The organism is Ureaplasma urealyticum serovar 8 str. ATCC 27618, from assembly GCF_000169535.1.
Classification (GTDB): Bacteria; Bacillota_I; Bacilli_A; order Mycoplasmatales; family Mycoplasmoidaceae; genus Ureaplasma; species Ureaplasma urealyticum.
In genome coordinates this window covers 482194-496320 of record NZ_AAYN02000002.1, presented here as the reverse complement: position 1 = coordinate 496320, position 14127 = coordinate 482194, and the positions used below count along the sequence as shown (strand labels likewise).

Annotated in this window: 14 protein-coding genes; 10 read left to right on the top strand and 4 right to left on the bottom strand. The window is 25.0% G+C overall.

What is annotated here, in order from left to right:
- The first annotated feature begins 73 nt into the window (after positions 1 to 73).
- Complete coding sequence (locus tag UUR8_RS02230; protein ID WP_004026163.1) at positions 74 to 871, top strand: transposase; 798 nt, start codon at positions 74 to 76, stop codon at positions 869 to 871.
- A gap of 198 nt (positions 872 to 1069) precedes the next feature.
- Here the strand turns inward: UUR8_RS02230 and UUR8_RS02225 are convergent, their stop codons facing one another.
- Positions 1070 to 1966, bottom strand: a complete 897-nt coding sequence (locus UUR8_RS02225) for a DUF6856 family protein (RefSeq protein WP_004025509.1) — start codon at positions 1964 to 1966, stop codon at positions 1070 to 1072.
- 113 nt (positions 1967 to 2079) lie between these two features.
- Here UUR8_RS02225 and mnmA point away from each other — a divergent pair, with 113 nt between their 5' ends.
- The 4 genes from mnmA to UUR8_RS02205 all read left to right on the top strand — a co-directional run bounded on the left by mnmA (position 2080) and on the right by UUR8_RS02205 (position 6884).
- Positions 2080 to 3222, top strand: a complete 1143-nt coding sequence (gene mnmA / locus UUR8_RS02220) for a tRNA 2-thiouridine(34) synthase MnmA (RefSeq protein WP_004026155.1) — start codon at positions 2080 to 2082, stop codon at positions 3220 to 3222.
- A gap of 122 nt (positions 3223 to 3344) precedes the next feature.
- Complete coding sequence (locus UUR8_RS02215) at positions 3345 to 4793, top strand: hypothetical protein (RefSeq protein WP_004025734.1); 1449 nt, start codon at positions 3345 to 3347, stop codon at positions 4791 to 4793.
- A 15-nt stretch (positions 4794 to 4808) separates the two neighbouring features.
- The gene (locus UUR8_RS02210; protein WP_004025642.1) at positions 4809 to 5828 is read left to right on the top strand and encodes an iron ABC transporter permease; all 1020 of its coding nucleotides are present in this window, start codon (positions 4809 to 4811) and stop codon (positions 5826 to 5828) included.
- Between the two features lie 9 nt (positions 5829 to 5837).
- The gene (locus tag UUR8_RS02205; protein ID WP_004025982.1) at positions 5838 to 6884 is read left to right on the top strand and encodes an iron ABC transporter permease; all 1047 of its coding nucleotides are present in this window, start codon (positions 5838 to 5840) and stop codon (positions 6882 to 6884) included.
- Between the two features lie 98 nt (positions 6885 to 6982).
- Here the strand turns inward: UUR8_RS02205 and UUR8_RS02200 are convergent, their stop codons facing one another.
- Positions 6983 to 7588, bottom strand: a complete 606-nt coding sequence (locus UUR8_RS02200; RefSeq protein ID WP_004025876.1) for a hypothetical protein — start codon at positions 7586 to 7588, stop codon at positions 6983 to 6985.
- Positions 7589 to 7692: 104 nt separating this feature from the next.
- Between UUR8_RS02200 and UUR8_RS02195 the strand changes: the two genes are divergently transcribed.
- Genes UUR8_RS02195 through UUR8_RS02175 form a run of 5 tightly spaced genes read left to right on the top strand, consistent with a single transcriptional unit; the run spans position 7693 to position 9950 of the window.
- Entirely contained in the window at positions 7693 to 8646 is a 954-nt protein-coding gene (locus tag UUR8_RS02195; RefSeq protein ID WP_004026007.1) for a ribonuclease HIII, read from the top strand.
- A 53-nt stretch (positions 8647 to 8699) separates the two neighbouring features.
- Positions 8700 to 8978 carry a hypothetical protein gene (locus UUR8_RS02190; protein WP_004026054.1) on the top strand — a complete coding sequence of 93 codons (279 nt, stop codon included), beginning with the start codon at positions 8700 to 8702 and terminating at the stop codon, positions 8976 to 8978.
- A 43-nt stretch (positions 8979 to 9021) separates the two neighbouring features.
- On the top strand, positions 9022 to 9246 hold the full coding sequence (locus tag UUR8_RS02185) for a hypothetical protein (RefSeq protein WP_004025637.1): 225 nt from the start codon (positions 9022 to 9024) through the stop codon (positions 9244 to 9246).
- A 44-nt stretch (positions 9247 to 9290) separates the two neighbouring features.
- A complete protein-coding gene (locus tag UUR8_RS02180) occupies positions 9291 to 9590 on the top strand; it encodes a DivIVA domain-containing protein (protein WP_004026186.1) in 300 nt (99 codons plus the stop codon).
- A gap of 3 nt (positions 9591 to 9593) precedes the next feature.
- The gene (locus tag UUR8_RS02175) at positions 9594 to 9950 is read left to right on the top strand and encodes a holo-ACP synthase (RefSeq protein ID WP_004026208.1); all 357 of its coding nucleotides are present in this window, start codon (positions 9594 to 9596) and stop codon (positions 9948 to 9950) included.
- Between the two features lie 7 nt (positions 9951 to 9957).
- Here the strand turns inward: UUR8_RS02175 and UUR8_RS02170 are convergent, their stop codons facing one another.
- Both UUR8_RS02170 and UUR8_RS02165 read right to left on the bottom strand, forming a co-directional pair.
- Positions 9958 to 11742, bottom strand: coding sequence for an ABC transporter permease (locus UUR8_RS02170; RefSeq protein WP_004026094.1), 1785 nt, complete (start codon positions 11740 to 11742; stop codon positions 9958 to 9960).
- 152 nt (positions 11743 to 11894) lie between these two features.
- Positions 11895 to 14009, bottom strand: coding sequence for an ATP-dependent Clp protease ATP-binding subunit (locus UUR8_RS02165; protein ID WP_004025626.1), 2115 nt, complete (start codon positions 14007 to 14009; stop codon positions 11895 to 11897).
- Positions 14010 to 14127 lie beyond the last annotated feature (118 nt).

Sequence of the window (14127 nt, the reverse complement as noted above, 5' to 3'; positions counted from 1 at the left end):
TAATTCGCTAAACAATTTAATAATTAATTAATTAATTAATTTTAAACATTGTTATTTTGCAATGGAGTTTTTCATGGACAAAAAAAATATTTTTACAATTCTAGAAAAGTTAATTAAAAAATACGAATATTTATACAAACCTATCCTTGATGATTATATTAGTAACTTCACAAGAACTTTCTTAGAATATATTTTAACAATTGAAATGAAATATCATTTAAACTACGAACGATTTGAACGTTATTTAAGTAATAGTTCTCGAAATTATCGTAATGGTTTTTCTAAAAAACAATTACATATGAATGATTTAAAAATTTTAGTTAATATTCCACGTGATCGAAATGGTGCTTTTGAATCAAAAATCATTTCTAAATACCAAGTAGATATTTCACGCTTTGAATATCGTTTATTATCATTAGGTATTAATAATTTACAACTAAACGAATACGAAAAGATTCTAGAAGACTTTTATGATATTTATAACGATAAAACCATTGATAAATTACGCAATGAAATTGCTTTAAAAGTTTATGATTATTTAAAAAATAAAAAGCAAGAATTAAATAATATTGATGTTGATCAAATCTTTATTGATGGGTTTAGTTTATCAACTAATAAATATTTAACAATTGTAATTACCAAAAGCTTAGATAAACAGCTTACTATTTTAGGTTTTTGAGTTATTAATAATTTACAAAACAAATGATGGAATGACATTATTGCAAAAATTGCTATGCATCATCCCCAAGTGATTAGTTATAAAATCTTATTTAAAAATGATGATGAATTATTAATGTCGCTAAAAAATCATAGTTCAAACGATTTTGAACGTGCTCGTTTTATTTTTATTAACAAACGTATTTTGAAATAAAACAAGACTAGCACGTAACTAGTTTATTTGTTTATACTGTTATAAATTGATTCAAACATTAACAATTTCAATCATTTTATTTTTTATACAAGTACATTATATATATATATATATAGAAAGTCAAGTATAAAAATAAAAACAAGTCTAACATTTTTACAAAGAAACGTTAAGCCTTGTTTTTATTTTCTAGTTTTTTAATTATTTTTTACCATAAATGCTATAAATCGCAGCGTTTAAATCTCCGCCAAATTCAGGTTGTGCAGAATTATATACATTATTACCTGATGGATATGATTCTTTGCGTTCATTTTTTGATTGATCATATGTTTTAGAACTAGCATAAACTCGTGGACCTTTGCTAAGGTTATCTTGTGAATAAAATAAGACAATTCCAGGAGTTTTTGTTGCACTTAGTTCAACTAATTTTTCTTTTGATAAATAAGTTTTTAAGAAATTTAAAATTTCACGAAATTTAATAGCTTGAGCATCATTACGGAAATAAACTTCTTTGCCATTTTTATCTTTATATTTTTTGTTAACATCAAAAGAGTATTCAGCTGGAGCATTATTAGCTCAATTTTGATCCTCTTTAATAGTGCTTGATTTGTTTTGTTTAATTAAATTTTCATATTCTTGTTTTTGTTTAAAAACATCACTATTTATTAAATCAATAAAACTATAAAATTGTGGAACATGTTCATAAATATCTTTGTCAGCATAATTTTTAACATTATTGATTGTTTTTGATAATGATCCATTAAAATTAAGATTATCATTGTATTGTAAATCATTAACTGAATTAATATGATTTGCTTGATTGCTATAAACAAAATCTAAATTGTCAAGATTTGATTGTGTACCAATGTATAAAACATAATTTCCATTATTAATTTTTTTAGTACCTAAAAGCATTTCTTTAATTCCTACATTAGCATTTGACAAATTAGTGTAATTTAAACTTTGATTAACACTACTTGCTTGGATTGATTTTGCATAAACATCTGTTTTAGCTGATAATGATAAAAAAGTACTAGTTGCAACAATTGCACTAACTCCAACTAAAGATGCAATAGAAATTAAAATTGCTTTTTTCATTTAATATAACCCCTTAAATTAATGTTTTAATAAATAAATTCTTACTTCAAGAATTCACTATCTAAAAATTATATAATATTATAATAGTTAAAAAATGGTGATTTCTAAATATTATGGAAGTTAATACAAAAAAACGTGTTGTTATTGGTTTATCAGGGGGAGTAGATTCTTCTGTTAGTGCTTTATTACTAAAACAACAAGGATATGAAGTAATTGGGTTATTTATGGCAAATTGAGATACAGTTGCTAATTTTGAAAATAATCGTGAATCTGATAAAAAGCATCAAGGTTGTGAAAGTGAATTAGATTATCAAGATGCTCAAGCTGTTGCTCAAAAAATTGGTATTCCTTTATATCGTGTTGAATTTATTAAAGAATATTGAAATAATGTTTTTGAATACTTTTTAAGCGAATATCAAAAAAATCGTACGCCTAACCCTGATATTTTATGTAATCAATTTATTAAATTTGATTCTTTTTTAAATTATGCTAAAAACGAATTAAAAGCTGATTATATCGCAATGGGTCATTATGCAAAAGTAAAACATACTAATAATTTATCTTATTTACTAAAGGCAACAGATGTGAATAAAGACCAAACCTATTTTTTGTGTAATTTAAAACAAACACAATTACAAAATGCCTTATTTCCAATTGGTGATTTAACAAAACAACAAGTTCGCACCATTGCTAAAGAGTATGGATTAGTAACTGCTAATAAAAAAGATTCAACAGGTATTTGCTTTATTGGTGAACGTAATTTCAAATATTTTTTAGAAAATTATATTCCTAATCAACCAGGAGAGATTGTTAATATTGTTAATAATCAAATTGTTGGTCATCATATGGGAACAATGTATTATACAATTGGTCAACGAAAAGGATTGAATTTAGGTGGTATGAATGAACGAATGTTTGTTTGTGAAAAAGATATAAATAAAAAAATAATTTATGTTTCTCCTTTAAGTTTAGAAGACCAATATTTAATTTCAAATCAAGCTTTGGTTGAAAACATGAATTTTATTGAACCATACAATCCTCAAATTCCTATTAGCGTACGTTTTCGTCATCGTCAAAACTTAGTAGTAGTAAATAGTTTTTTGTGTATTGAAAATACTAATAATGTACTAATTAATTATGAACCGGCTAAAGCTATTACTCCCGGTCAATACGCTGTTTTTTATCAAAATGATCATTGTATTGGTGGAGGAGTTATTGCTCAAACTAATGCAAATCATAAAAAAATTAATTTTTAGGTATATAAAAACATAACATATTGATTTTTGATATTACAATTACTTTTGTGTGTTTTGTATAAAAAATAGAACACCCATTTTTTAGTAAATTTTAATAAAAATCTTTATGAGGTTAATAAAATATGTTTAAGAAAAAATTAAACAAAAAGTCGTTGATCGCTTTATTTATGGGCGTTTCAACAATTTTCGTTTCAACAATTGCAGTTGCTACAGCATGTAGTAAAACAAATAATGATAATAATGATATTAAAAAAGAGGGCAAAACAACAATTAATAAACTAATTACAAAAAGCACTCAAAAGCAAAGCGCTATTGAAGTTAGTGAAAAATATGAATTAAGTGAAAGTAATGAAAATAGCCAATTCTTTAATACGCTAACAGATCCATATAAAGCATTTGAAATGTTTGCAAAATCATTAGATGAAGCAGGTTATGAAATTACATCACACGAACCTTTAAAAAATAGTGGAAAATCAAGCTTTTTAGAATATGCAAAAGATATTAACGCTAAAGTTCGTGAATATGTTAGAAAAGTTGCTAATTTACCAACTATTAAAAAATTAAGAGATAATAACACAACTGTTTTATGAGCAGAATCAACTCAAGAATTTGATAGTTCAGATAAGTCTAAATTAGATTTATACTATTTCCAACAACAAGATTTATTCCCTTTATTATATTCTCAACCAGATGATGCTAATGTTCCAGGATTAGGTTTACGTTTCCCAAAACCAAAAAATCATAAAGCTGATAAATACTTTGATAACTGACATGGAATTGGTGCAGCTCAAAATAATGCATCAAAAAATGATTTTGATTGAATGTTGTCAATGCAAGAAGCTTTTTATAGAACAGCTGATTATGTTTTCTACAACTATGATTCAAATAAACTTGCTGGTGAAACTACAAAGTCACAATTTGAAAGCTTCTTTAAATCAACAGTTAATAATGACAAAATTATTCCAGTTGATTTCCAAATTGAATATAGTTCAATTTGAGGGCCAATTGGAACAGTGCGTTTAATACAATCATTTGCCAAAAAATTAGGAGTAAGTGATAGCGAATTAGCAACTGTTAAACTTGATTGAACTCTACCAACAAAACAAACACTAAAACACATTCGTCCAAAAAATAATAAAGATGAAAAATATCAAAATTTCGGTATTTTCTTCTATAACTTATGAGATCATTGTGTTGCTTTAGGAATTCAACCAGATTATTCTTCATTTACAAACAAACAAGGTAAAACATATCCTAAAGTACCTGGTTTTTTAGTTGATTTAGTTGATGATACAAAAACAAAATTCGAAGAATTTAGTGGCAAAACTCAAAATCTTGCTGGCATGAAATTATATGCTCTAGCAGGTAATAATTCACATATCAATAGAAGCTTTAAAGAAAGTATAGGTGAGGGCAAAGAAATCTTAAAACGTGTAGAAACAGAACGTGGTGATACAAATCGTTCTCGTTCACAAACTGATTTTAAATTTTATGATCGTGAAACAAATAAATTACATTCAGTTAATGGTAAACAAGTTTTAAATTGAGTTGATCCAACAACTAAAAAATAAACAAAATAAATATTCATGTTTAAAAACAAATCTTTAAGTTTTAAAACTAAACTAGATTGAAAAACATGTTTAAGAAAAGTCGCAATAGCATTATTAACTATTCTAAGTATTTGTGTATTAATATGCTATTGCCTTTTTGATGGACGTGAATTAATGGATTTTAAAACTATTGGCGAAGAAATAAGTGAAGGAAGCAGTTCATATACTCGTAAATTTATTGGAACACCAATTGCTATTTTTTTATCTGCTTTAGCACTATCATTTAGTGGATATAGTATGCAAGTCGTTTCACGAAATCCACTGGCTTCACCAACAACACTAGGTTATTTACCAGCAGCTATTTTGGGATTAGCAATTAGTAAACTTGCAATTAATCATGTGTTATATTTGCCTTTTATTATTGGAATCGTTTTTGCATCATGTTTAATTGTTATTAATTTCTTTTTAGTTAAAGGAAATGCATTAGAAGCAAGTTTTAAACCAATTTTAGTTGGTTTTGCGATTGGTGGAATTATTACTGGTATCAATGTTTTATTAGAAGATTTTGCTAAAGATATTCATATTAAAATTACTGGTTTTGTTGAACCACCAATTAATTTTCAATGACAACATTTATATGTTGGGGGTCCATTAATTATTATTTCTGGTTTAGCTAATTTATTTATGGCTCCGTATTATACAATTATTTCCAAAGATTACTTATTAGCAAAATCATTAGGCATTAAAGTTGATTTAGTATTTTGATTAACTGCTTTCTTTGCAATTGTTTCAACAGTGTCAAGCATTATTTTAGTTGGTGTTTTAACATTATTGGGGATGATTGCGCCCCATGTAGCTCGTATTTTGAACCCTAAAGGTAACAGTTTTCAACAATTGTTATTATCATTTATGATTTCTTTATTATTACTAACATCATCACGATGATTAATTAGTGTTTATAATCAATTTGATATTAACTTCTTTTCAGCGATTGCTGCTTTACCAGTTTTTGCATACATTTTTGTTTCAAAACAATATCGTAAGAATGTTGAATAAAAATAAATTATGAAAACAAAATTTAATTTCTTTAAAAATAAACAAAATGTTATTGGACAAAAACAACTTTTAGAACTAAATAAGAAAAGTTTTGTTCCCTATCGTTTTAAACCTTTGTTAACAACAATGATTTTATTAATTACTTTATTAATAATTATCATTCTCATCTTTTCAGTTACATTAGCTAATGATTTAAACTTTAGTGAATTAGCAAAAATTATATGACAAGAAGTTGTGCAAATGATTATTACTGGGGCAGCATTGGGTGTGAGTAGTTATGTACTACAGCGTATCACACGAAATCGATTTGCTGATGTGTCCATAATGGGAATTGGAACAATTAATTTAATTCTTTTATGTGCATTAAGTATTCCAATTGATTTTACAAGTGCAAATGAATTAAATATTTTACAAAAAAAAGAACCATGAATTTTTATGTCCATGAGTTGTTGCTTGATGATTGTTTATTTTATAGTATCACGTCAAAAAGAAAATTTTAATTATAAAAAACTAATTTTAATTGGTGTAATTTTAACTTTCTTTTTAGTAGCTATTGCACAAAGTATTCGTGGTTGATTAAATTATCATGCTAATGATTATGTTATTGGTCACATCGTTGGAAGCGTGCAAAAAGCACCTTTAAATACATTAATTATTGCATCAAGTTTTGTAATTTTAGGTTTATTGTGATTATTATTTAATTCGTATAAATTAAATATTATTTCAACAAACCAACAAGTTGCTAAACAATTAGGGATAAAAATTAATTTTCAAATTTTTGTAGCTTTAGTTTTTGTAGGTATAATGGTTGGGGCAAGCTATTCAGTATCTGGTGATTTTGTTTATGTTGGTTTATTGGCTGGAAATGCAGCCATGCGAAAACGTAATAATAGTTTTTCATATGGAATATTAAATTCAGGTTTATATGGAATGCTATCAACATTAATTACGTACTGAATTGGAATTTCATTGATTGGAATGGATGTTCATCACATTGGGGCAATATTACCTTTATTAATCGGACCATATTTCATTTATAAAGTTTTAAGATCATAATTAAACTTCTCTGTAATGGAGAAGTTTTTATTTTTGTGAATAAAAAACTTTTGATAAAAAGTATCAAAAGTTAATTATCTAAATTTAATTATATAAAATTATGATGGACGACGTTTTAGAGTATGAAGATGGTTAATTTGTTGGTTTAATTTAGTTTTTGTTGGTATGGCATTTTCTAAAACATCATTAATTACTTTTTCAAAATCATTTAAGAATTCATCATAAACAGCAACAAATTGTTTTAAATGAAAAATTAATAAAGCAATTGATGAGTTTTTAATATATGAATAACTAAGGTTTTGATCAAAACTAAAGTGTGATTCGATTAGCAATAATTTATCAAAAAAATCTTTTTGTAAAATATCAAGTTTGTTATGAGCTAAAAAAATAATCATGTTTTTAGCCATATAAATTAAAAAAATAGCTTCATCAATAACACAAGCTTCAATTAAGTTGTTGCATTTTGTTTCATAAGCACTTAAATCAGTATTATCATCATTACCTAATTTATCACTAATTTCAACGTATAAATTAGTCATTTTTTTAGCATTCTTTTTAGCAATATTAGGATCTTCAGCAATTTCTTTTAAAAAGAAAATAAAATCAGTTGTATCATTAAATGATAAATTAATTTCACGCTTTGCTTCATCGACGTGTAAAAAACGTAAAATTGATTTTTTGCTATCAAATCTTTTAAATTTCATAATCAAACTCCTAGTATTGAACTAATTTAGATTAATTATAAACAATATCAATACTTTTAAATTTATAATTTGTTATAAAATATTAAAAGAAAGTCTTTTTCTTTATGACAATTGTTTCAATTAAATTAACATCAAATCAAGTTGATCAACTCTTAGAATTATGAAAAACATATTTAGTACCTAATCATCACTATTATGCTAAATACACTTTTAATATTCAAAATACGCAAATTATTATTTATACTACTAATACTTGCACTATTAACACACATGATTTAGAACTTTTTTTAAATACCTTTTTAAAAAAAGAAGATTTAAATTTATTTAACTATATAAAACAACAATTAAATACTACAAAAAATAGTAAACAAAAAGTTTTAAGCGAAAGAGAAATTTATCAAAATAACCAAATTATTATTGGTTCTGATGAAGTGGGAGTTGGAGATTTGTTTGGGGGAATAGTTGTATGTGCTGTAAGCTTAAAACAAAGTGATTTAAAATTCTTAGCACATCTAAACATTGTTGATTCTAAAAAACTAAGTGATCACCAAATGCAAGAGATATATGAGAAAATTAAAAACCAAATTTCATACACAGTTTTATCTTATAATCCCAAAGAATACAACGAATTAATTAATCAATACAATAATGCTCATGTTCTTAAAACTATTTTGCACTACAAAGCTGTGCAAAGTGAAATTGTCAAACACCAAAATTATTCAATTTTTAGTGTTGTTGATGCGTTTAGTTCATTAAAAAATTGAAATCAATATTTACAAAAAGCACATCTAAAACCTTATGAACCTAACTTATTAATTCCCAAAGCTGAATCATCTTATACTAGTGTAGCATTAGCTTCAATAATTGCACGTGTTATGTTTTTAAAAATGATTGCAATTATTGAACAAGAATTAAAAATAAAAATTCCTTTAGGAAGTTCAAATCTTTTAGTTAATACAACTGCCATGAGCATTTTTAAAAAATTTGGTATAAAAATTTTAAAGCAAATTGCTAAAGAACATTTCGCTAATTTTCAAGAAATTATTAAAAATAATTAAAAAATTATCTTTTTTTAACTAATTCTTTTAGTATAAGAAAGGAAGTTTGTATTATGCAAAAAATGTCTAATAATTTTAAACAAGAATACTATGGCGGTTTTGCAGCCTCCAATTCGTTTAACTATATGTGAAATAATGCTTTAATTTCATCGATGTTAGGTCAAACAGTCGTGGGATTTTTTGGGATGATTTCCCAATTAGTTTATGCTTTTAATCCACAACCAAGATTTCATGCTCATCAAATGGTTGATAATTCTGCAGCTCGCACTTATGCAAGAATTGCTCAAAAACCAATGAATTCAACTATTAGTTTAGGATCACCATTTTTTTAATATGCAAGTAATAGTTAATAAAAGCGCTATTTATGGTGGATTTATGCCGCTTATCACTGGAGCATTAGGAATTTGGAATAAAGTGTTATTTGGTACAATTATTGCTAACACAGCAATTTCTGTAATTGGAGGAATAACAAATATTGCAATGGCCGCATCCACACGACCAAAACAAGAATCAGAAACAATTGAAACAATTGACGTTGATATGACTACAATGGTAGGCGCTAAAACACCTTATGCTAATATTTATTATTTAGGTTCTTAGGTTATAATTAAATATTATTAATGAAAAAATAAATGAGTAAAAATATGATTAATATTAATAAAATTAATGAATATAAAAATAAAAAATTTATTGCTAATAAAGTGGGTTATGATCCAGAAAGTGTTGATGTTTTTTTAGATGAATTAATTAATGAATTAGAAACATTTGTAGATGAGCACAAAAACTTATTAACAAAAATACAAGAACTTAGTGAATATAAAATAAAATTTGAAAAAGAACAAGAATATACAACATCATTAAATAATTTTATTGACCTTTTAGAAAAAGTTGTTGATAAAAAAAGTACTTTTGATGTTTGAGAAAAACGACCAGTAAGGAAATAAAAAATGAAATTAGTTCATGGAATTGATATTATTGAATGAAATCGTGAAGAATTAAATAATCCATCATTTGCAAAACGAATTTTAGTTGATGATGAACTAAAATATTATCTTCAACTTAATTCATTAAAAGAAAAAAACCGCTATCTTGCTAGCATATTTGCTAGTAAAGAAGCAGTTATGAAAGCTTTTAAATTAAAGTATGGTTATAACGATATTTTAATTTTAAAAACAAAAAACGAACGCCAAGTTTATCTTAATAAAATTTTAATTAAAGAGTTAGTACTATCAATTTCATACACTGAAAATTATGTTGTTGCTTCTGTAGTCGGTTTAATAAATACTGTAGAATCTAACTCATAATTTTTAATTATTTATAATCACGTTTTAAATAAACTAAAGCCAAACAAATAATTAAAATCATGCTAAAAATTATTCAAATCAATCAATAATAATTTTTATTAACAATTTGTTTACTACGCTTAATAGAATAAACTTCTTGTGCTGTTTGAAAAACATAATTATTACTTTTTTGTAGTTGATAACGATATAAAGTTTTGTTATTAACTACTTTTTTCATTAATTCATAGCTTGCAATTCCTCCAATATTATAAGCATAATTGTTTACATTAATTCTTATAGGTGATGGACGATAAAAATTAATAACTTTATTATTTTTTAATAATTTTTCTAAAAGATGTCAATAGTTTTTATTAAAGTATAAATAATACATTAAAGCAACAATAAAATAAATTTTCTTTTCAACAAGATTTTTAACATAATGATTATCTATTTTTTTAGCAAATAAGATACTACTTTCATCAATGATTGTTGAAAAATTAATTAATGATTGTTCATTGATGACATCATTATAAGCAGTAATGATTTGGGGTTTCTCAATATCTTGATCAAAATTATCATAAAACTTTTTAGCAAAGTTATTAAATACTTTTGATTCTAATGTATTTTTAATAACTTCTCATTTTAGTTCTCCAATGAAATTATTAGTTGATGAAAATAAATTATCATCTTCAAGAAAATTAACATCAAAACGATCAACATTTTCTCTTGCATAAATTAAATTACGATTTTCAAGCGTACTAAACTGACTAACATTTTTTAAAGCACCAGGTACAAAATATTGTTTTTGATTTTCATTAATATTAAATTGTGGTAAATTAGGATTTTTATTAAGTTCATAATCACATAATTTTGATTCTAAACCATGGTAGTTAAAATATTGATTCAAATGATTTTGTTGATGATTATTAATATTAAATGGATCAAGATCATTTTTATAAAAACTATTATTTAATTGATAAGGAATAGATAATCAAGATAATATTTGAAAAGGTTTTGATGCATTTTTTGCTTGATTAAATGCTGTTTTTAAAAACTCATTTTGACGTTGACTAAATCGTGGATTATTTAAATTTTTAGTAATTAAATAAACCTCATCACTTTTATTATTTAAATAAAATTTTTCGACATCTAAAATAGTATTACTATCGTATTTATCATAATTAATATTCATATATTTAGCAACTTGATTAATTTTTGATGTTGAATATAAATTAGCAACACCACCTGCAACCAAAAAAGGAAGAAAGCAACTAATAGGAACAATCATAGCAATTTTATTTGATCAACGACTAACAATCAAAGCAGCAATACTACCAAAAATTAACGCACAAAAATAATAATTAAAAAAAGCATATAAATAAAACAAATTAATATCATTATTATTTTTTGTGTTTACAACATAAAAAATAATATTAAAAATATAAGTTATTAAACTTCAAAGAACGCAATTTAATACTAAAAAACCAATCTTAGTAAAAATAATATTTTTACGTGAAATACTTTTTGAAAATACTAAAATTTCAATTCCATCATCTTTTAAATCTTTAAATAAATTAATAGCTTTAATAGTACTAAAAATAATTGTTAAAACTAAATTAATACTAATAAAAACATAAAATAAAATTAAATAATTTTGTTTATCATTAGCAATATTTAAAGCATTTATAATTATAAAAATCAAATTAATAAATAAGCTAATTCCAACTAAGAAGTAAGTACTTTTTTTAAAAAGTACTAAACGCGATAAAAAAGTTGTATATAATCAACTTGAATGAAAATGGTTTTTTAACATTACGAATCCATTCTTTCTAAAAATTTAGTAATAATTATAAGAATAATAATTGCTAATAACGACGATGATTTTTTTGCTTTATATTTAAAAATTAACTTTTAATTAAATATTTGGAATAAAAAACCACCATTTTGTTTTTGGTGGTTTTTGCATTATTTAATTAAAACTTGATCTGCTTCACGATCATAATTTATTTCATAGTTTCTATTTTTTGTGATACGATTCTCAATTATTAATTTTGCAATTTCATTTTCTAAATGTTTTGTAATCCAACGTTTTAATGGTCTTGCACCATAATTTGAGCTATAAGCTTCATCAACCATAATCTTAGCAATATTATCATTAAATTTAATTGAATAATCTTGTTTAGCTAATAAGTCGCTCAATTCTTTAAGTAAGTTTTCACTAATTTTAAAGATAACTTCTTTTGATAATTTATTAAAGAAAATAATTTCTGAAATCCGATTTAAAATTTCTGGTTTAAAAGTTTTTTGTAATTCCATTAAAGCATTTGTTTTATTATTTTCTAACAATGCTTCAGCTCCAACGTTTGATGTCATAATAATGATTGTATTTTTAAAATTAATTTCATTATTTTTAGCATCTTTAACACTACCTTCATCCAAGATTTGCAATAAAATGTTTAAAACATCAGGATGAGCCTTTTCAATTTCATCAAATAATAAAATACTATAAGATTTACGTTTAACTGATTCGGTTAGCAAACCAGCATTTTCATAACCAACATAACCTGGTGGTGCACCAACTAATTTTGATACACTATGTTTTTCCATGTACTCACTCATATCAAATCTAATTAGTGCTTTTTGTGAATCAAATAGTTCTTTAGCTAATGTTTTTGCTAATTCAGTTTTACCAACCCCTGTTGGCCCTAAAAATAAGAATGACCCAATTGGTTGATTAGGATTGTTAATACCTGCACGTCCACGAATTACTGCATCACTTATTAATTTAACTGCTTCATCTTGACCAATCACATGTGCTGCAATGCGTTTATTTAATGATAGTAGTTTTGTTTTTTCATCAGCTAATAAATGATTTAGTGGAATCCCTGTGGCTCGTGCAATAACATCTGCAATTTCATTTTCTGTTAATGAATCAACAATCATTTTTTGACTACTATTTTCATTAATTTTATTTTCTAATTCTCCACGTTGTTTTTCGAGTGCTGGCAAATCTGAATAAAGAAGTCTTGATGCTTTTTCATATTTACCCTCAGATTGATAAAATTCAATATCATGTTGAATTCGTTCAATTTTTTGACGTAGATTTTTTAAATCATCAATTTGTTTCTTTTCTTTTAAATAAATATCATTTAGATTATTAAATTCATCTTGTTTTAATTTAATTTTTTCTAAAATATCATTTAAACGTTTAATAGATTTTTCATCTTTTTCAGATTCTAAAGCCGCTTTTTCTGTTTGTAAGTGTTGTAAATCTCGTTTTATTTCATCTAAGTATATTGGTTGTGAATTAATTTGAGTTTTAATTTTTGCAGCTGCTTCATCAATTAAATCAATAGCTTTATCTGGTAAATTACGATCATTTATATAACGTTCAGATAAATTAACAGCAGCAATTAGTGCATTATCATGAATTTTAATTCCATGAAAAGCTTCTCAACGTGGTTTTAAACCACGCATAATAGTTAATGTTTCTTGAATTGTTGGTTTATTTACTAAAACTTTTGTGAAACGACGTTCTAATGCTTGATCTTTTTCAATGTATAAACGATATTCATCTAGCGTTGTTGCGCCAATTAATTTAATTTCACCTCTTGCCATCATTGGCTTTAGGATGTTAGCAACATCCATATTTGAGCCCTGGTTTCTACCCATACCAACAATTTGGTGAATTTCATCAATAAACAAAATAATATTGCCATTTGATTTTTTAACTTCTTTTAAAATGGCATTAATTCGTTCTTCAAATTGTCCTTGATAACTTGCTCCAGCAATTAATGATGATAATGATAATTCAATAATTGTTTTATCTAATAAATTTGAAGGAACATCTTTATGAACAATTCGATACGCTAATCCTTCAACAATCGCTGTTTTCCCTACACCTGGTTCACCAATTAAAACAGGATTATTTTTTGTTTTACGACTTAAAATTTCAATCGTTCTTCTAATCTCTTCATCTCGACCAATAATAGGATCAATTTTATTATCTAAAATTTCTTGGTTTAAATTACGTCCAAATTCTTCTAGTGGATTACTTGTATTTTTTTGTTTAAATTCCATAATTAATCACCCTCCTAAATTACATTAATAATATTTTAGCACTTAAAAGTAAAGAGTGCTAAAAAATAATTATTAATGTTTGCTATAGAATAAAAAACAGGTTCATTTTGAACCTGTT